The sequence below is a fragment of the Dechloromonas sp. ARDL1 genome (genome assembly GCF_051122455.1).
Taxonomy (GTDB): Bacteria; Pseudomonadota; Gammaproteobacteria; order Burkholderiales; family Rhodocyclaceae; genus Azonexus.
On record NZ_CP168939.1, the window covers coordinates 3,932,900 to 3,950,597 of the forward strand.

The following is a 17,698-nucleotide window of genomic DNA, read 5'->3' on the forward strand; positions in this document are numbered from 1 at the left end:
TCAGACCCAGCTGCTCTTGAAAGCCTGGATGCCGGCAGCAAGTGCCTTCTCGGAATCGGCGCTCAGATCAGCGGTCGACTCCATGGTCTTCATGAGGTCGGCACAGTTGGTCTTCAGGTAACCGATCATGGCCTTTTCGCATTCCAGAGCACGCTTGACTTCGACATCGTCGAAGTAGCCCTTGTCAGCTGCGTACAGCGTGACGGCCATTTCGGAGATGCTCATCGGCGAGTATTGCGGCTGCTTCATCAGCTCGGTAACCAGACGGCCACGCTCCAGCTGCTTGCGGGTCGCTTCGTCGAGATCGGAAGCGAACTGGGCGAAGGCAGCGAGTTCGCGGTACTGGGCCAGGGCCAGACGGACACCGCCACCGAGCTTCTTGATCAGCTTGGTCTGGGCAGCGCCACCGACGCGGGACACGGAGATACCGGCGTTGATCGCGGGACGGATACCAGCGTTGAAGAGGTCGGTTTCCAGGAAGATCTGACCGTCGGTGATGGAAATCACGTTGGTCGGAACGAAAGCGGAAACGTCACCAGCCTGGGTTTCGATAACCGGCAGGGCGGTCAGCGAACCAGTCTTGCCCTTGATGGCGCCATTGCTGAGCTTCTCGACCCAGGCGGCGGAAACGCGAGCGGCGCGCTCCAGCAGACGGGAGTGGAGATAGAACACGTCGCCCGGGTAGGCTTCGCGGCCCGGCGGACGGCGCAGCAGCAGGGAAACCTGACGGTAGCCCCAAGCCTGCTTGGTCAAATCGTCATAAATGATCAGGGCGTCTTCACCGGTGTCGCGGAAGTATTCGCCCATCGTGCAGCCGGCGTAGGGAGCCAGATACTGCAGCGCGGCGGATTCCGAAGCCGGAGCGGCGACAACGATGGTGTATTCCATCGCGCCATGCTCTTCCAGCTTGCGAACGACGTTGGCGATGGTGGAGGCCTTCTGACCGACGGCGACATAAACACAGAACAGGCCCTTGCCCTTCTGGTTGATGATGGCGTCGACAGCGACGGCGGTCTTGCCGGTCTGGCGGTCGCCGATGATCAGCTCGCGCTGGCCACGGCCGACCGGCACCATGGAGTCAACGCACTTCAGACCGGTCTGCACCGGCTGGGAAACGGACTGACGCCAAATAACGCCCGGCGCGACCTTTTCGATCTTGTCGGTCAGCTTGGCATTGATCGGGCCCTTGCCGTCGATCGGCTGGCCGAGGGAGTTGACCACGCGACCCAGCAGTTCCGGGCCAACGGGGACTTCCAGAATGCGACCGGTGGTCTTGACCACGTCGCCTTCGGAAATGTGCTCGTATTCACCAAGAACAACGGCGCCGACAGAGTCGCGCTCGAGGTTGAGCGCCATGCCGAACGTGTTGCCGGGGAATTCCAGCATTTCGCCCTGCATAACGTCTTGCAGGCCGTGCACACGGCAGATACCGTCGGTGACGGACACCACCGTGCCCTGCGTGCGCACTTCCGATGCGCCTTGCAGGTTCTGGATCTTGCTCTTGATCAGTTCAGAAATTTCGGAAGGATTCAACTGCATGAAATTCTCCTAGTTGTTCAGCGCCGTAGCCATGGCGTCAAGCTTGCCGCGGACTGAAGCATCCAGCATCTGGTCGCCAACGATTACCTTGATACCGCCGATCAGGGTCGGGTCAACCGACACTGCTGCTTCGAGCTTGGTCTTGAAGACGGCTTCGAGTTGCGGTACCAGGGCTTTCACCTGGTTATCATCGATCGGGAAGGCCGAAACGATTTCGGCCTGCTTGGTGCCTTCCTCGGCCTGCTTGTAGCTTTCGTACAAGCCGGCGATTTCCGGCAACAGCCCCAGACGGTCGTTGTTGGACAGCAGCTGGATGAAGTTCGCCAGCTCCGTACCTACCGCCGTACCGCAGGCAGACCGGAAAAGGTCGACCAGTTGCGGGGCTGCCACGTTCGGATCGCCGACTGCCGCACGGGCTTCGGGATTGGCAGCCACCTGCCCCAGCAGGGCGATCTGCTCGGACCACTTGGCCAGATTGCCGCTTTCCTTGGCAGCGCGAAACAGCGCTTCGGCGTAAGGACGGGCGATAGTGACGGATTCAGCCATTGCTTACAGGTCCTGTTTCAGGGCGCCCAGCATGTCTGCATGCACGGACGCATTGATTTCCTTGCGCAGGATCTTCTCGGCACCGGCAACCGCCAGTTCGGCGACGCGCTCACGCAGTTGCTGCTTGGCACGTTCGACTTCCTGTTCGATTTCTGCCTTGGCGCCGGCGACAATCTTGTCGGCCTCAACCTTGGCATTGCCCTTGGCTTCTTCGACGATCTGTTGCGCACGCTTTTCGGCTTGAGCCACGAATTCCGCGGATTTCTCCTTGGCTTCACGCAGCGCATCAGCGGAACGCTTGGCAGCGAGCTCTTGCTCGTGCTTGCCGCGCTCGGCTGCAGCCAGGCCTTCAGCGATCTGTGCCTGACGGTCCGCCATTGCCTTTTGCAGCGGCGGCCAGACGTACTTCATCGTGATCCAGATGAAGAGAGCAAACCAGATTGCCTGGCCAATCAGTGTAGCGTTGATGTTCACGCTAACCTCCTGGTGATAAGGGTTTCAGGGGCGTGAATGATTACTTCAGCAGAGCCAGGAACGGGTTTGCGAAGAGCAGGAACAGAGCGATACCAACACCGATCATGGTCACGGCGTCGAGCAGACCGGCGACGATGAACATCTTGACTTGCAGGGTGGGGATCATTTCCGGCTGACGGGCAGCGCCTTCCAGGAAGCGGCCGCCGAGAATACCGAAGCCGATAGCGGTGCCCAGAGCGCCGGCGCCGATCAGGATGGCAACAGCGATAGCGGTGTTGGAGAGAACGGTTGCGAGTTCCATGTTTACTCCTCAGTAAGGTAGGTTAATGCGGGGTTAAAAGTAAAAACTACGGGAAAACAAAAACGACTTAGTGCGACTCGGAAGCCATGGACATGTACACGATGGTCAGCATCATGAACACGAAGGCTTGCAGCGTGATGATCAGAATGTGGAACAGGGCCCAGGGCAAAGCCAGCGGGAGCTGCCAGATGCCGAGCAAGGCGATCAGGATGAAGACCATTTCGCCGGCATACATGTTGCCGAAGAGACGCAGTGCCAGCGAGATCGGCTTGGCGATGTCTTCGACGACGCGGAAGATGAAGTTGACCGGGGCGAGCTTGGCGCCGAACGGTGCGGAGAAGACTTCGTGCATGAAGCCGCCGAAACCCTTCACCTTGACGTTCATCCACAGCATGATGAAAAACACGGTGATGGACATCGCGAAAGTCAGGTTGGGGTCGGTGGTCGGCACTGCCTTCAAGTAGTGCACGCCGACGGCGCTGGCAGCGACCGGCAGGAAGTCGACCGGAATCAAGTCCATGGCGTTCATGACGAACACCCAGACGAAGATGGTGATGGCCAGCGGAGTGACCAGGGCGCTCTTGCCGTGGAAGGTGTCGCGCACCTGCTGGTCGACGAGGCCGACGACCATTTCGACGAAGTTCTGCAGCTTGCCCGGAACGCCGGCGCTGGCATTGCCTGCGGCCTTGGCCATCAGGCCGAAGACGATCAGGCCGAGGAGGCCGGAAACCAGCAGGGTGTCGAGGTGGAAGGTCCAGAAGCCGTGGCAGTGGCCAGCGGCATCCTTGGCTGCGTCGGAACAGACGGCCAAGTTGGTCAGGTGGTGTTGGATATAACCTGTTGTGGTCAGGCCGCCTTCAGCGCTCATGATTTCTCCAGTCAGCTCAACGTTGCTTCAAGAGTGCCACCCAGAAGATGACAATCGTCGATCCGTATCCAAGAAAGAGCGGAACGACCGCCACCTCCTTGAACTTCAAAAACACAAGGGCGAAGCCGATGAGCGTGAGAAGAAACTTGAACCCCTCGCCCGCAGTCTGCGCCCGGTAAGCTTTTACCGGGTCCAGTCCGACATTCAGTCGCATGGCCCGGAGTACATAACCCAGGTTGGCGACGATGCCGATTGATCCCCCGATCAGTGTCGAGATGCCTGCAAGATCACCGAACGCCAGCCATGCCGCAAGGGCGAGAACGACGATCAATGCCGCTTGGCGACTGAGAATCCAGCTTACCTGCGGGTGCAAGACATACCTCGATCAAAAACCCCGAGAGTGTAACCAAGTCTTACATAAGAGTCAATTTCCGCGGCGCACAAATTAGGGGTTTTCCCGTAGAGACAGTGCGTTACGTTTAGTGACATCGGTTACGTGGATAGGCGGGCGAGGAGGCCGTCGAGCTGTTCGAGGCTGCCGAATTCGATGGTCACCTTGCCGGCCCCTTTCTTGTTGGTCTTGATCTGCACGTTGGCGCCGAGGCCGTCGGCCAGCTCTTCCTGCAGGCGCAGGAGGTCGCGGTCGACCGGCTGTTCGGCCGGCTTCCTGGCCGGATTCGTGATTTGCTGAACCAGGCGTTCTGCCTCGCGGACCGACAGGCCTTTCTGGACGATGCGCTGGGCGGCGGCGATCTGCTGGGCGCCGGTGAGCGGCAGCAAGGCGCGGGCGTGGCCCATATCGAGCTTGCCGGTCATCAGCAGTTCCTGAACTGGAGGGCTCAGTTGCAGCAGGCGCAGCAGGTTCGATGCGGCCGGGCGGGAGCGGCCGACCGCGTCGGCGGCTTGCTGGTGGGTCAGCCCGAATTCGTCGATCAGGCGCTGCAGCCCTTGGGCCTCCTCCAGTGGATTGAGATTCTCGCGCTGGATGTTCTCGATCAGCGCCATGGCCAGCGCCTGCTCGTCCGGGATGTCGCGGACGAGGACCGGCACTTCGCTCAGCTCGGCGAGCTGCGAGGCGCGCCAGCGGCGTTCGCCGGCAACGATTTCGTAGCGTTCGGCCCCCGGCGTCTTGTCGACGGCGCGGACCAGGATGGGTTGCATGACGCCCTGGGCCTTGATCGAGGCGGCCAGTTCGCCGAGCGACTCCTGGTCCATGCGGGTGCGCGGCTGATATTTGCCGGGCCTCAGGCGTTCGATGGGCAGGCTGCGCTGTTCGTCGGCGCGTTTTTCGTCGGTGCCGGCCAGCAAGGCGTCGAGGCCGCGGCCGAGTCCTTTCATCTTGATCATGCTGGAGTCCTTTCGAGGATTTCCCTGGCCAGGGCGGCATAGGCCTGCGCGCCCCGGGAGTTCTTGTCGAAGGCGATGACCGGCTTGCCATAGGAGGGCGCTTCGGCCAGGCGGACGTTGCGCGGCACGATGGTCCGGTAAACCTTGTTGCCGAAGTGCGTTTCCAGCTCGTTCGACACCTGCTGGGTCAGCGTGCTCTGGCCGTTGTACATGGTACGCAGCAGGCCTTCGATTTCGAGGCGGGAATTCAGGCCGTGGCGCACCTTGCGCAGGGTTTCGACGAGATCGGACAGGCCTTCCAGTGCGTAGTACTCGCACTGCATCGGGATCAGCACCGAGTCGGCGGCGACCAGCGCATTGACGGTCAGCATGTTGAGCGCCGGCGGGCAGTCGATGAGGACGAAGTCGTATTCGTCGTGGTTCTGCTGCAACGCAGCCTTGAGGCGGAATTCGCGCTTGTCGAGCTCGATCAGTTCGACCTCGGCGCCAGCCAATTCGCGGTTGGCCGGCAGGATGTCGAAGGCGAAGTCGGTCTTGATGCAGACCTCGACCAGCGAGGCGGCGCCGATCAGCAATTGGTAGACGGTCGGCAGCGCTTCCTTCTTGGTGATCCCGGAGCCGGTGGTGGCGTTGCCCTGCGGGTCCATGTCGATGAGCAGGACGCGCTTGCCCTCGGCGCCGAGCGAGGCGGCGAGGTTGACGGCCGTTGTCGTCTTGCCGACGCCGCCCTTCTGGTTGGTGATGGCGAGTACTTTCATGAGCCCGCTTTCAGGATGATGAGATGTCTTTCGGCGTCGAGGCCGGGCACGTGCAGCGGAATGATGTGCTCGACGACGATGTCGCTTGCCAGCGCGGCGATTTCGTCATCGGGGCGGACGCCCTTCATGGCCAGCCAGCGCCCGCCGGGAGCGAGCAGGTGACGGGTCAGGTCGGTGAAGAGCTTGAGCTCGGCGAAAGCGCGCGAACTGATCTGTTCATACTGGCCGGGCAATTGTTCGACGCGGGCGTGGTGCGCCGCAACATTCCTTAGGCCGAGCTGGATGGCGGCCTGTTGCAGGAAGGTCGCCTTTTTTTGCACGGTGTCGACCATGCTGACCGACAGTTCCGGCCGGGCAATGGCCAGCGGGATGCCGGGCAGACCGCCGCCGGAGCCGACATCAAGCAGCGGACCGGAGCCGACATGCGGCAGGATCGCCAGCGAATCGAGCAGATGGTGAGAAATGGCCTGTTCCGGATCGCGCAGCGCGGTCAGGTTGTAGGTCTTGTTCCACTTGAGCAGCAGGTCGCGAAAGGCGAGCAGCTTGTCCTGCTGGCCAGCGGACAGTTCGATGCCAAGCTCGGCGAGGCCTGCCGCCAGTGCGCTCATGCGGCCGCTCCGATCGCAGGATGAGGGTCGCGGCCGATTGGCAGCGGCGACACGGCGAGTGCTTTTTCTTGAGCGGCCGGGGCGGCACTCGCGGGCGGTCGCATTCCACGCTGTGCCTCGCTCGTCGCGGAAGCTTGCTTCCTGCTCATGCCGCCGCCTGCGACAGGTTGTGCCGCTTGAGGTGGATCAGCAGCAGCGAGATGGCGGCCGGGGTGATGCCCTGGATGCGCGAGGCCTGGCCGATGGTCTGCGGCTTGTGCTGGGCCAGCTTTTGCTTGACCTCGTTGGACAGGCCAGCCACGGCGTTGTAGTCGAGATCGGCTGGCAGCGCGGTGTTCTCGTAGCTGGCCGACTTGGCGACTTCCTCGGCCTGGCGGTCGATGTAGCCCTGGTACTTGGCTGAAATCTCGAGCTGCTCGACGACCAGCGGGTCGCCTTGGGCTTCGCCGGCTCCGGGCAGGGTGAGCAGGCTGGCGTAGCTGACTTCCGGGCGGCGCAGCAATTCGAACAGGTTGTATTCGTGCTCGATGGCCTTGCCCAGCACGCGCAGGCAATCTTCGGCCGGCGTGATCTTCGGGTTGATCCACGTCGATTTCAGGCGCTCCTGCTCGGCGGCGATGGCGTCGCGCTTGCGGCAGAAGGCTTCCCAGCGGATATCGTCGACCAGGCCGAGGGCGCGGCCCTGTTCGGTCAGGCGCAGGTCGGCGTTGTCCTCGCGCAGGCTGAGGCGGTACTCGGCGCGGCTGGTGAACATCCGGTAGGGGTCGGAGACGCCGCGCGTGATCAGGTCGTCGACCAGTACGCCGAGATAGGCCTCGTTGCGCTTCGGGCACCAGCCTGCTTCGCCCTTCACGTGGCGCACGGCGTTGATACCGGCGAGTAGTCCTTGGGCGGCAGCTTCTTCATAACCGGTGGTGCCATTGATCTGGCCGGCGAAGAACAGGCCGTTGATGGCTTTTGTTTCCAGCGTGTCCTTGAGGCCGCGCGGGTCGTAGAAGTCGTATTCAATGGCGTAGCCGGGGCGCAGGATGTGCACGTTTTCCATGCCGCGGATCGAGCGCACCAGGGCGAGCTGAATGTCGAAAGGCAGGCTGGTCGACACGCCGTTCGGGTAGATCTCGTGTGTGGTCAGGCCTTCCGGTTCGAGGAAGACGTTGTGCTGGTTGCGGTCGGCGAAGCGGTGGATCTTGTCCTCGATCGAGGGGCAGTAGCGCGGGCCGACGCCTTCGATGACGCCGGTGTACATCGGCGAGCGGTCGAGGCCGCTGCGGATGATGTCGTGCGTGCGCTCGTTGGTCTCGGTGATCCAGCACGGCAGCTGCCTCGGGTGCTGCACGGCGTTGCCGAGGAAAGAGAAGACGGGCAGCGGATCGTCCGAGCGCTGTTCCTCCATCACCGAAAAATCGATGGTCTTGCCGTCCAGACGCGGCGGCGTGCCGGTCTTCAGGCGGCCTTGCGGCAGGTTCAGCTCCTTCAGGCGGGCCGCCAGCGAGACCGACGGGGGGTCGCCCATGCGGCCGCCGGTGTAGTTTTCCAGCCCGACGTGGATCTTGCCGTTGAGGAAGGTGCCGGCGGTCAGCACCACCGCCTGCGCCATGAAGCGGATGCCGAGCTGGGTGACGGCGCCTGCAACGCGGTCGCCTTCGATGATCAGGTCGTCGCAGGCTTGGGCGAAGATAGTCAGGTTAGGCTGGTTTTCCAGGCGCGTACGGATGGCCTGCTTGTACAGCACGCGGTCGGCCTGGGCGCGGGTGGCGCGCACGGCCGGGCCTTTCGAGGCGTTGAGGATGCGGAACTGGATGCCGGATTCATCCGTGGCGGCTGCCATGGCGCCGCCCAGCGCATCGACCTCGCGCACCAGATGGCCCTTGCCGATGCCGCCGATCGACGGGTTGCAGCTCATCGCCCCGAGGGTGTCGAGGTTGTGGGTGAGCAGCAGCGTGTTCGCTCCCGTCCGCGCTGCGGCGAGCGCAGCTTCGGTGCCGGCGTGACCGCCGCCGACGACGATGACATCGAAACGGGTGGGATAGAGCATCGGGATGGGGTTGTTGCAGCGCAGTATCGGACCGCGGATTTTACGTCAGGTGGCTGAAAAAACACAGGTTTATCGCGCCTGAAGCGGCCCGCTGGCGATCAGTTTTCAGTGGATAGAATCCAAGTCGCGATCTGTGCGACGACCTCTTTTTCCAGGCCGTTGAAGCCGTGGTGGGCATAGGCTTCGCACGGGTCGCCCCGATTGGCGCCGCCCTGGAAGCTCAACAAGCCGGTGCGCGGCAGGTGGCGGAGTTTTTCCTGCAAGCCCGGGATGTCGGCGTAGGCGCAGTGGCTGCAGCCGTCCTGCTCATGATGGACAAGCAGCACGGGAATGCGCAGTTTATCCAGCGCCATTGCCGGAACGGCGCGTCCCTTGTTGTCGCTCAGGATGGTCGCGGTCAACACCAGGCCGTCCGGCCCATCCGGGCCTTGCAGCTGTGTTCCGATGAAGGCTGCCGATTGCGTGCCGCGACTGGTTCCGACCAGCCACACCGGGCCGGGGTATTGAACCCGTGCCCAGGCGATGACCGCCTTGATGTCGGCGGCGTGCTCCGCCGTCTGGCGGAATCCGGCCAGATAGGGCGCGTTCTGCCGGTCGGACGGGGCGTCGACGATCACCACATTCAGCCCCTGCTCGGCGAACATCTGGCGGCTGCGGATCAGGAAGTTGCCTTCCCCCCAGCGGAAGGAACCATTGGCGAAAATGCCCAGTCCGCCGTGTCCCCCGGCCAGCAGGATGACGGTTGCGCGGGGGCTGGCGGCGGGAATGACCAGCAGGCGCTGGCTTACCTCGGGACGCGTCGGGATGTCCACGACCGTCTGCCCGAAAGCGGCCGGGCAAAGTGTCAGCCACAGCCAGGCCAGCAGGATGTTCCGTACAGCTTTCATGATCGTCGCTCCTTTGGCGAATACCGGTTCGGCGAGTATTCCAGACTCTGCTTGCAGAATATATCCCGGCCTGCGCTGAATGGCGCCGGCTGGCCGTGGGGCGGCCGAATGGCTTGCCGCGTCTGGCGATCTCAAGTAATTTGATGCCATGAGCACGAGCCAAACCAAGGGAGCGAGCCCGCTGGACAACGACGAGATGCTGCTGGTCCTGCAGCAGTCCTTGTCCAAGAAGCGCGTTCTGATCGTCGACCGCCATCCGCCGGCGCGGGATGCGTTGCGCCTGATGCTGGGGGCATTGGGCGTCACGGCCGTGCATGGCGCCGGCAACTCGGCGGAGGTGATTCGCCAGGTCAAGAGCAACCGCTTCGACATCATCCTGTCCGATTTCGTCCTCGACGACGGGCGCGACGGCCAGCAATTGCTCGAGGAGTTGCGGCACGCCCACCTGATCCCGTTGTCTACGGTGTACATGATCATCACCAGCGAGCGCAGCTACACCAATGTCGTGGCGCTGGCCGAACTGGCGCCCGACGATTACCTGATCAAGCCGTTCACCGCCGAGCAGTTGCAGGGCCGGCTGGTCAAGGTGATCTACAAGAAGCACGTGCTGGGGCGTATTTACACGCAGATCGAGAATGGCTCGCTGGAAGAGGCGATTGCCGCCTGCGACCGGGTGATCCAGCAGCAGCCGTTGTACATGTACGACGCCTTGCGCTTCAAGGGCGAACTACTGCACCAGTTGGGGCGGACGCGTGAGGCCGAAGAGGTGTTCCGCCGCGTGCTCGAGGGGCGGGTCGTGCCGTGGGCCAAGATGGGATTGGCGACGGCCTTGCGTGACCGTGGGGCGCTCGACGAGGCCGAGCAGCTGGCCGAGCAGGTGACGCAGGAAACGCCGGAATTCCTCTCGGCCTACGATTTCCTGGCGTCGGTTCACGAGGCGCAGGGGCGATTGGCCGATGCCCAGCAGTCCTTGCAGCGGGCAGCCGATGCCTCGCCGCACAACACCCTGCGCCAGCGCATGGTGGGCGATGTGGCCGCCCGCAACAAGGATCTGCTGACTGCCGAGAAGGCCTACGGCAAGGTCATCGAGCGCAGCAAGGGTTCCAGCCTGCGCACCGTGGACGACTTTGCCAACCTGTCGCGCGTGCTGGTCGAGCGCGGACATGTTGAAGCATCGCGCAAGATCGCGGCGGAAATGAAACGGGAGTGGCGTGGCGACAAGCAGGCTGAACTGGCCGCCCTGCTTACCGAAAGCCTGTGCCTGCATGCCGAAGGGGCCGAGGAAAAGGCCAAGGGGCTGGTCGATCAGGCGCTGGGTTTGCAACGCCAGATTCGGGCCGAAGCGGCCGAAAAGGGCAAGCATGTCTCGCAGCGCCTGGCCGTCGACCTGGCCCACGCCTGCTTCGCGACGGGCAAGGAAAGCGAGGCGAACCAGATCATGCGTCAGGTGGCCGCCGAGAACCACGAGGATTCCCACCTGATCAACCACATCACCAACGTTTTCGAGAAAACCGGGCAGGCCGAGGCGGGCAAGGCCATTCTCGATCAGGTCGGCAAGGAAATCGTCGACCTGAACAACCGCGGGGTCATGGCCGCCCGCAGCGGCGATCTCGAAGGCGCTGTCCAACTGCTGATCCAGGCTGTCGAACAGGTGCCCAACCTGCAGTTCCTGGTCAATGCGGCCAAGGCCATCTATACGCTGATGGAGAAGAAGGGCTGGGATGCCGTGCTGGCCGAAAGGGCGCTCGACTACCTGCAGCGAGCGCAGCGCAAGGACCGCAAGAACCCGAAGGTCGCCTCGGCACGGCAGTTGTATATGTCGGTCGCCAAGAAATACGGCATCGCCATCGACAACAGCTGAGTCCTGCGCCCCGTCGGGGGCGCAACATTTTGAAACCATTTACCGCTGGCAGTCGATCATCCGTTTGCCGAAGTGATGCGTTGATTGCTTGTCGCCTGCCGCGTGCGCAGGCCTTCCCCATTCCGGGAGTCCGAGATGCTGCAGTCCCTCCGCCGCCTTTTCCTTGCCATCCTGCTGCTCATCGCCTGGCCAGCGCTGGCCCAGCTTGACCCACCGGGCCGTGTCGGCCGGCTGTCCTACCTTGAGGGCGATGTCGGCTTCAAGGTCGACCGGAAGGAGCAAGGCGGAGCGGCCACCCTCAACTGGCCGGTCAGCAGCGGCGCTGTGCTCGACAGTGGCCGCAATGGGCGCGCCGAAGTGTGGATCGGCTCGACCGCCTACCGCCTCAGCCGCGACAGCGAGGTCGAGTTTCCGGTTGTCGACGACCACCGCGTCGATGTCCGCCTCAGCGGCGGCACGCTGGCAGTCACCGTGCTCGACCGCGATCAGGCCGACGACGTGGAGGTCATGACGCCAGACGGCAACGTGCGTTTCCTGACGCCGGGCCGCTATCGCATCAATGTGTATGCCGAGCGCAGCGAATTGACGGTCCTGGCCGGCCGTGCCACCTTCGAAAATGGCCGGCGGACCCTGCCCGTGGCGGCAGGCCAGATGGCCGTGCTGGACAGCGATGGTGGCGAACGACTGGAAGCCGCCCGCGCCTACGACGGCTTCGACCAATGGGTGGCGCAGCGCGAGAACGCCACCCTGGCGGACACGGCCCGCCGCCACGTCTCGCCGCATATGACCGGCTACCAGGATCTCGACGCCTACGGCGACTGGCGAACGACCAGCGACTACGGCACCGTCTGGTACCCGCGCGGCGTCGCCAGCGACTGGGCACCCTATCGTCACGGCCGCTGGGCATGGGTCGCGCCCTGGGGCTGGACGTGGATCGACCAGGCACCATGGGGCTTCGCACCCTTCCATTACGGGCGCTGGGCCTTGATCGCCGGGCGCTGGGGCTGGGTTCCGGGGCGTATTGTTGCCCGCCCGGTCTATGCGCCGGCGCTGGTCGGCTGGGTCGGCAACCCGGGCTGGAACGTCAGCTTCAGCTTCGGCTCGGCGCCCGCCGTCGGCTGGTTCCCCCTCGCCCCGCGCGAAGTCTATGTCCCGGCCTATCGCTACAGCCCGACCTATGTGCGGCAGATCAACATCACCCACGTCACCAACGTTACCCATATCGAACGGGTCGTGCGCGGTGCTCCGCCAGCCTACACCCACCATGCCTCGCCACAGGCGGTTACCGTCGTGCCGGCGCGGCAGATGCAGGAAGGTCGTCCGATCTCGGCCAGCGAGATACGCCACCGCGAACGCCGCGACCTCGACCGGGCACCACTCGCCCGGCAGGCCCCCAGCGCCCAGTGGGTAGCCCCCGCCCCGGCCGCCATGCATCCGCAGGGACGGGAATTCGATGCCCAGCGCAATCCGAGGGCGGAGCGCCGGCCATTGCGCGATGGCGAACTGCCGTCGCCGCGCCAGGCCATCCCCGAGGGCACCCGCGGCGATCGACCCCATACTCCGGAGGGAATGCCGCTCATGGACAGGCGAGGCCGCGAGGCTGAAAGCACAGCCCAACCTCGGCATCGGGAAATCTTGCCGCCGGGTGCCGCGCCGGTTCAAACAGGGCGTCCGCCGGCAATCGGCCCGGCTCGCGAGGGCATCGGCGAGTCCCGCCGCGACGAGCGTTCGCAACCCGCCTTCACGCAGCAGGAACGTCAGCCACGCAGGGAAATGCGCGAAATGCAGCGCCAGGACAGAGAGTTACGGTCGCCGGAGGGCGCTGCGCAGCCCGCCGGGCCGCGCGACACCCCTCGCCGGCAGGAGGCAATGCCCCCGAGTTCCCCGGTCTATCGGGAAGTACCGGCCGCCGAGGTACGCAGGAATGAGCGGTCGCATCCGGCATTTTCCCCGCAGGAGCGCGAGCAGCGCCGCGAAATGCGCGAGATGTCCCGCCCCCAGGAAACCCAATCGGCTCCGGTGCCGCTTCGCCGGGAGATGCCAGCGCCAGGCATGCGCCGGGAAGAGCGTGCGCAACCCGCCGTTCAGATGCAGGAACGTGAGCAGCGTAGGGAAGCGCCACGTGAAGCACCTCGGGAGATGCCGCGCATGGAGCGCCCTCCCCAGCCGCAACCGAGCGCTCCGCCTCCTCCCCGAGTCGACCCGCCGCGTCAGCAGCCCACCTCACCGGATGGCCACGAAGCACCGCGGCGTCGCGATGAGGAACGGGGACAACGCTGAAATCTTGTGTTTGCGGGCTATCGCCCGGGAGGTCAACGCTGCGTTGGCCGGTTAAGGGGGCGATGCCTTCCCCACCGGCCACTATCCGCTTCATCGCCTGTCCAGCCAAGCCAGCAACTCATCCTTGCTGGGCATCCGCCCTGAAACCAGCACCTGTTCGTCGACCACGAGTGCCGGCGTTGTCATGATCGGATAGGCCATGATTTTGTCCATCTCCTTCACATGCTCGAAGGTGAATCGCCCCGGGAATTGAGGAGGCTCCATTACCTGAGAGAATGGAGCCATGATGAGCAAATCAAACAGATATTCCCCTGAAGTCAGAGAACGTGCGGTGAGGCTGGTACAAGAAGCCCGCAAAGAACATCCGTCGCAATGGGCAGCCATTGAATCGATAGCCCCGAAGATTGGTTGCGCAGCCCAGACGTTGCATGACTGGGTCAAGCGACATGAAGTGGATACGGGCCGGCGCGATGGGATAACCACCGATGAGCGTGAGCGTATGAAAGCCTTGGAGCGGGAGAACAAGGAGCTCCGTCAGGCCAACGAAATTCTGCGGCTAGCCAGTGCGTTTTTCGCGCAGGCGGAGCTCGACCGCCTCAAGAAGAAGTGAGGACATTTATTGACCGGCACCGGGAGACATATGGGGTCGAGCCGCTCTGCAAGCTATTGCAGGTTGCCCCGTCTGGCTATTGGCGTCACGCTGCCCGGCAACGCAATCCTTCCCTGCGGAGCGCCAGGGCGCAACGGGATGAATTGCTGATTCCTCAGATTCAACGGGTTTGGCAGGCCAATTTCCAAGTCTATGGTGTCCGCAAGGTTTGGCGGCAATTGCTCCGTGAGGGAACGCCCGTGGCGCGTTGCACGGTCGAACGGCTGATGAAGCATCTTGGCCTGGAAGGCGTCAGGCGCGGCAAGATCATGCAAACGACCTTCAGCGACACCCGTACGCCTTGCCCGCTGGATCGGGTGAATCGCCAGTTCAAGGCCGAGCGCCCGAACCAACTGTGGGTCTCTGATTTTACGTATGTCTCTACTTGGCAGGGATTTGTCTATGTCGCCTTTGTGATTGATGTCTTCGCTCGTCGTATCGTCGGCTGGCGTGTCAGCAGGTCAATGCGTACCGATTTTGTCCTCGATGCGCTTGAGCAGGCGCTGTATGACCGACAGCCCAAGCGTGACGGGGCACTGATTCATCACTCAGACAGGGGAAGCCAGTACGTTTCCATCCGCTACACCGAGCGGCTGGCCGAAGCAGGCATCGAGCCCTCTGTCGGCAGCAAAGGCGACTCTTACGATAATGCCCTGGCTGAAACCATCAACGGCCTCTACAAAGCCGAATTGGTTTATCACCGGGGCCCCTGGAAAACCATCGAGTCCCTGGAGCTGGCCACCCTGACTTGGGTGACTTGGTTCAATCACACTCGACTCCTCGAGCCCATCGGAAACATCCCGCCCGCCGAGGCGGAGGAACGGTACTATTCACAATCCCTTGTGCAGGCAACGACCGCCTGCACTTAAACCTCGGAGCCTCTACGAAACCCGGGGCGATTCAAGGAGGCTTCCACCCCGAGTTCGGCTACCGCATCGCGGGTCAGCTGTTCCAGACGATTGCATTTGGCGCAGCCACTTCCCAGTATCTTGATGAGCATCATGCCCTCCTTGATTTTCCCTGGCGACAGGATTCAACCCACTGCAACGAGCCGATGATGAGGGCGATGAAGCTGCCAACGAAACCGGCCAGCATCCATGGCGACATGCCATTGACCCAGGCGCCGTAGGCTAATCCCGAGATGGTTGAAAACAGGGCAACCAGCCCGACGTAAGTCCAAGCCCGCAGCTTGCCGATGATGGCTGCGGTAATCAGGATACTTTGCAAGGATAGCTCCGGGTCGGCCATCAGATAGGCAATCAGCGGGCCCGGGTGCATGCCGAGCGACAGGAACATCTTGGCAATCGGGACTTCGACCAGTGTCGGGAAATACATGAAGACCCCGAAAACCACGCCTGCCAGATTGGCCAACAAGGTGTTCTCGCCGGCTATTGCCCGAATCCACTCGGGCTGGATGAAAACCCGGATGACGCCAACCGCGAACACGCCCACGACCAACAAGGGAAAAATCATCTTCACGAATCGCCAGGTTTCCCATAGCCATTGCTGCACATCCCAGTCATCAAAGCGGCGAGCCAATGGCACGAGCGCGAGACAGAACAATGTCACTGCCACGGTCCTGCCGGTGACCACCAGCGTAACGCCCGCGTTGCCCACCGTGAAGCCCAGCGCAGCGAACATGAGGGTCAGCAGGGTCAATCCCAGCGCGATCGGGGTGAAACGATTGAAGCCTTCGTCGACCTTGCCCAGTCCTCGCCAGGCGAAAATGCCGATGCCCGCCAGCAGGACAATCAGGAGCGCGCCCTGCAGACTCAGCCCTTCGGCACCGATACTCTCGTTGACCGGCACCCACCGGTCGAGCGTTTGTTGAATGGCGGAAGCACCCTGCCAAGGCAGTTCTGCGCTGAACAAAACAGCCTTGAGGAAATCCAGCTTCAAGGTGCCGGAAATCAACAAGGCAACCAAGGCACCGACAAAAAGCAGCGTTTTACCGGGAATGTCGCCCCCTTCGGCAAACGTTCGGGCATCAGCGACACGGGCAACATCCGTCTCGCGGAAAATGATGGCCATGATCATCCCGATGCCGACCCCGAATGACAGTGCCAACAGGATGCGGGCGATGGCGAACTCGGCGCCCAGCGCGACGCCGGTATAGGCCAGGGCCAGAATGTTGGCCGCCGGCGCGAAGAACAGGAAGGTAATGGCCGGGCCAAGGCCGGCGCCTTTCTTGTAGATACCGGCGAACAAGGGCTGGATGGTGCACGAGCAAACGGCCAGCAAGCTCCCGGCGCCAGCGGCGGCGGAATAGGATTTCCACTTGGGCGCATCCGGCCCGAGAAAACGGATGATCGACTGCTGTGGCACCAAGGCCGACAACGCCCCGGCGATGAAGAAAGCCGGCACCAGGCAAAGCAGCACATGGGCGGCGAGATAGGCGGCCAGGCTATCGAGCCCTCCTTGAAACGCGGTCATCATCCAGTTCATGTTTGACTCCCTGTTGCGCGGCTTGGCTACGCCGTTTCGTACCACCCCTTCGAGGCGTTCACGACCTTGACCACCAGCAACATGACCGGCACCTCGATGAGAACACCGACGACGGTAGCCAGAGCCGCTCCCGATTCGAACCCGAACAGGCTGATGGCGGCAGCGACGGCGAGTTCAAAGAAATTGGAAGCCCCGATCAGCGCGGATGGGCAGGCGACGTTATGCTTTTCGCCCACCGTCTTGTTCAGCCAATAGGCCAGTGCCGAATTGAAGAACACCTGAATCAGGATGGGCACCGCCAGCAGCGCAATGACCAGCGGCTGCCTGAGGATGGCTTCGCCCTGGAAGGCAAACAACAGCACCAGCGTTGCCAGCAACGCCGAGATGGACCACGGGCCGATCCTGGCCATGGCGGCGTCGAATGCGGCCTGCCCTTTGGCAAGCAGGGATCTGCGCCAGAGTTGAGCCAGCGCAACCGGGATCACGATATAGAGTACAACCGAGGTCAGTAGCGTGTTCCAGGGCACGGTAATCGACGAAATCCCGAGCAGGAAAGCGACCAGTGGTGCAAACGCAAAGACCATGATGGTGTCGTTGATTGCGACCTGCGACAGCGTGAACAGCGGGTGTCCGTTGGTCAGCCGGCTCCACACAAAAACCATGGCGGTGCACGGTGCGGCAGCCAGCAGGATGAGACCGGCAATGTAGCTGTCCAGCTGTTCGGCCGGCAACAGGGGCGCGAACAGATTGCGGATGAACAACCAGCCGAGAAAAGCCATCGAGAACGGCTTCACCAGCCAGTTGACGAACAGCGTGACGCCAATGCCGCGCACGTGCTGCTTGATCTCGGCCAAGGCACCGAAATCAACCTTCACCAGCATTGGGATGATCATCACCCAGATGAGCAAGCCGACGGGCAGATTGACCCGGGCAACTTCCAGCCGGCCGATGGCCTGAAATACCTCGGGTGCCAACTGACCGGCAGCGATACCGATGACGATGCACAGGAACACCCAGACGGTCAGGAAACGCTCGAAAACGCTCATCGGAGCGCAGTCCGCCCGTTTTGCCGTCATTTCACATTGTGCGGACATCGCGCC

At 62.8% G+C, this 17,698-nt stretch carries 18 protein-coding genes and 1 other annotated feature; of the genes, 3 read left to right on the top strand and 15 right to left on the bottom strand.

The window, feature by feature from the left end; all coding sequences use genetic code 11:
* The 11 genes from atpA to AB6Q56_RS19490 form a co-directional block, all read right to left on the bottom strand.
* Positions 1-1,539, bottom strand: coding sequence for a F0F1 ATP synthase subunit alpha (gene atpA, locus AB6Q56_RS19440; protein ID WP_434514678.1), 1,539 nt, complete (start codon positions 1,537-1,539; stop codon positions 1-3).
* Positions 1,540-1,548: 9 nt separating this feature from the next.
* Positions 1,549-2,085: a F0F1 ATP synthase subunit delta gene (locus tag AB6Q56_RS19445; protein ID WP_434514679.1), complete on the bottom strand. Its 537-nt coding sequence runs from the start codon at positions 2,083-2,085 to the stop codon at positions 1,549-1,551.
* A 3-nt stretch (positions 2,086-2,088) separates the two neighbouring features.
* Entirely contained in the window at positions 2,089-2,559 is a 471-nt protein-coding gene (locus AB6Q56_RS19450; RefSeq protein WP_150428349.1) for a F0F1 ATP synthase subunit B, read from the bottom strand.
* A 40-nt stretch (positions 2,560-2,599) separates the two neighbouring features.
* On the bottom strand, positions 2,600-2,860 hold the full coding sequence (gene atpE, locus AB6Q56_RS19455; protein WP_117610057.1) for a F0F1 ATP synthase subunit C: 261 nt from the start codon (positions 2,858-2,860) through the stop codon (positions 2,600-2,602).
* 67 nt (positions 2,861-2,927) lie between these two features.
* Positions 2,928-3,728 carry a F0F1 ATP synthase subunit A gene (atpB, locus tag AB6Q56_RS19460; protein ID WP_434514680.1) on the bottom strand — a complete coding sequence of 267 codons (801 nt, stop codon included), beginning with the start codon at positions 3,726-3,728 and terminating at the stop codon, positions 2,928-2,930.
* Between the two features lie 16 nt (positions 3,729-3,744).
* Positions 3,745-4,101, bottom strand: coding sequence for an ATP synthase subunit I (locus tag AB6Q56_RS19465; protein WP_434514681.1), 357 nt, complete (start codon positions 4,099-4,101; stop codon positions 3,745-3,747).
* 119 nt (positions 4,102-4,220) lie between these two features.
* Entirely contained in the window at positions 4,221-5,075 is an 855-nt protein-coding gene (locus tag AB6Q56_RS19470) for a ParB/RepB/Spo0J family partition protein (RefSeq protein ID WP_434514682.1), read from the bottom strand.
* Positions 5,072-5,833 (bottom strand): ParA family protein, encoded by a 762-nt coding sequence (locus AB6Q56_RS19475; protein WP_434514683.1) that lies wholly within the window; start codon positions 5,831-5,833, stop codon positions 5,072-5,074. Before AB6Q56_RS19475 ends, AB6Q56_RS19470 begins: the two co-directional genes overlap by 4 nt.
* Positions 5,830-6,441, bottom strand: coding sequence for a 16S rRNA (guanine(527)-N(7))-methyltransferase RsmG (gene rsmG / locus AB6Q56_RS19480; protein WP_434514684.1), 612 nt, complete (start codon positions 6,439-6,441; stop codon positions 5,830-5,832). Before rsmG ends, AB6Q56_RS19475 begins: the two co-directional genes overlap by 4 nt.
* A 145-nt stretch (positions 6,442-6,586) precedes the next feature.
* A complete protein-coding gene (gene mnmG, locus AB6Q56_RS19485; RefSeq protein ID WP_434514685.1) occupies positions 6,587-8,476 on the bottom strand; it encodes a tRNA uridine-5-carboxymethylaminomethyl(34) synthesis enzyme MnmG in 1,890 nt (629 codons plus the stop codon).
* 98 nt (positions 8,477-8,574) lie between these two features.
* A complete protein-coding gene (locus AB6Q56_RS19490; RefSeq protein ID WP_434514686.1) occupies positions 8,575-9,363 on the bottom strand; it encodes an alpha/beta hydrolase in 789 nt (262 codons plus the stop codon).
* 148 nt (positions 9,364-9,511) lie between these two features.
* Between AB6Q56_RS19490 and AB6Q56_RS19495 the strand changes: the two genes are divergently transcribed.
* Entirely contained in the window at positions 9,512-11,224 is a 1,713-nt protein-coding gene (locus AB6Q56_RS19495; protein ID WP_434514687.1) for a response regulator, read from the top strand.
* A 135-nt stretch (positions 11,225-11,359) separates the two neighbouring features.
* The gene (locus AB6Q56_RS19500; protein WP_434514688.1) at positions 11,360-13,504 is read left to right on the top strand and encodes a DUF6600 domain-containing protein; all 2,145 of its coding nucleotides are present in this window, start codon (positions 11,360-11,362) and stop codon (positions 13,502-13,504) included.
* 90 nt (positions 13,505-13,594) lie between these two features.
* Here the strand turns inward: AB6Q56_RS19500 and AB6Q56_RS19505 are convergent, their stop codons facing one another.
* Positions 13,595-13,717 (bottom strand): thioredoxin family protein, encoded by a 123-nt coding sequence (locus AB6Q56_RS19505; protein WP_434514689.1) that lies wholly within the window; start codon positions 13,715-13,717, stop codon positions 13,595-13,597.
* A 73-nt stretch (positions 13,718-13,790) separates the two neighbouring features.
* On the opposite strand from AB6Q56_RS19505, the gene AB6Q56_RS19510 reads away from it, so the two are divergent.
* A protein-coding gene (locus AB6Q56_RS19510; protein ID WP_434517128.1) for an IS3 family transposase occupies positions 13,791-15,022 on the top strand; the annotation gives its coding sequence in 2 pieces (ribosomal slippage) (positions 13,791-14,079 and positions 14,079-15,022; 1,233 coding nt in all).
* Positions 14,069-14,185, top strand: a sequence feature (AL1L pseudoknot). Its footprint overlaps the gene before it by 117 nt.
* Here the strand turns inward: AB6Q56_RS19510 and AB6Q56_RS19515 are convergent.
* Genes AB6Q56_RS19515 through arsB form a run of 3 tightly spaced genes read right to left on the bottom strand, consistent with a single transcriptional unit; the run spans position 15,019 to position 17,692 of the window.
* Positions 15,019-15,156 (bottom strand): thioredoxin family protein, encoded by a 138-nt coding sequence (locus AB6Q56_RS19515; protein ID WP_434514690.1) that lies wholly within the window; start codon positions 15,154-15,156, stop codon positions 15,019-15,021. The two genes, AB6Q56_RS19510 and AB6Q56_RS19515, sit on opposite strands and share 4 nt — an antisense overlap.
* Complete coding sequence (locus tag AB6Q56_RS19520) at positions 15,153-16,598, bottom strand: permease (RefSeq protein ID WP_434514691.1); 1,446 nt, start codon at positions 16,596-16,598, stop codon at positions 15,153-15,155. Before AB6Q56_RS19520 ends, AB6Q56_RS19515 begins: the two co-directional genes overlap by 4 nt.
* Before the next feature lie 26 nt (positions 16,599-16,624).
* Positions 16,625-17,692, bottom strand: a complete 1,068-nt coding sequence (gene arsB, locus AB6Q56_RS19525) for an ACR3 family arsenite efflux transporter (RefSeq protein ID WP_434514692.1) — start codon at positions 17,690-17,692, stop codon at positions 16,625-16,627.
* Positions 17,693-17,698 lie beyond the last annotated feature (6 nt).

Excerpts from the sequence above, each read along its gene's own strand:
- AB6Q56_RS19520 (WP_434514691.1), bottom strand. The coding sequence starts at position 16,598 with ATGAACTGGATGATGACCGCGTTTCAAGGAGGGCTCGATAGCCTGGCC.
- AB6Q56_RS19470 (WP_434514682.1), bottom strand. The coding sequence starts at position 5,075 with ATGATCAAGATGAAAGGACTCGGCCGCGGCCTCGACGCCTTGCTGGCC.
- AB6Q56_RS19445 (WP_434514679.1), bottom strand. The coding sequence starts at position 2,085 with ATGGCTGAATCCGTCACTATCGCCCGTCCTTACGCCGAAGCGCTGTTT.
- atpA (WP_434514678.1), bottom strand. The coding sequence starts at position 1,539 with ATGCAGTTGAATCCTTCCGAAATTTCTGAACTGATCAAGAGCAAGATC.
- arsB (WP_434514692.1), bottom strand. The coding sequence starts at position 17,692 with ATGTCCGCACAATGTGAAATGACGGCAAAACGGGCGGACTGCGCTCCG.
- AB6Q56_RS19495 (WP_434514687.1), top strand. The coding sequence starts at position 9,512 with ATGAGCACGAGCCAAACCAAGGGAGCGAGCCCGCTGGACAACGACGAG.
- AB6Q56_RS19515 (WP_434514690.1), bottom strand. The coding sequence starts at position 15,156 with ATGATGCTCATCAAGATACTGGGAAGTGGCTGCGCCAAATGCAATCGT.
- AB6Q56_RS19505 (WP_434514689.1), bottom strand. The coding sequence starts at position 13,717 with ATGGACAAAATCATGGCCTATCCGATCATGACAACGCCGGCACTCGTG.
- atpB (WP_434514680.1), bottom strand. The coding sequence starts at position 3,728 with ATGAGCGCTGAAGGCGGCCTGACCACAACAGGTTATATCCAACACCAC.
- rsmG (WP_434514684.1), bottom strand. The coding sequence starts at position 6,441 with ATGAGCGCACTGGCGGCAGGCCTCGCCGAGCTTGGCATCGAACTGTCC.
- atpE (WP_117610057.1), bottom strand. The coding sequence starts at position 2,860 with ATGGAACTCGCAACCGTTCTCTCCAACACCGCTATCGCTGTTGCCATC.
- AB6Q56_RS19490 (WP_434514686.1), bottom strand. The coding sequence starts at position 9,363 with ATGAAAGCTGTACGGAACATCCTGCTGGCCTGGCTGTGGCTGACACTT.
- AB6Q56_RS19500 (WP_434514688.1), top strand. The coding sequence starts at position 11,360 with ATGCTGCAGTCCCTCCGCCGCCTTTTCCTTGCCATCCTGCTGCTCATC.
- mnmG (WP_434514685.1), bottom strand. The coding sequence starts at position 8,476 with ATGCTCTATCCCACCCGTTTCGATGTCATCGTCGTCGGCGGCGGTCAC.
- AB6Q56_RS19475 (WP_434514683.1), bottom strand. The coding sequence starts at position 5,833 with ATGAAAGTACTCGCCATCACCAACCAGAAGGGCGGCGTCGGCAAGACG.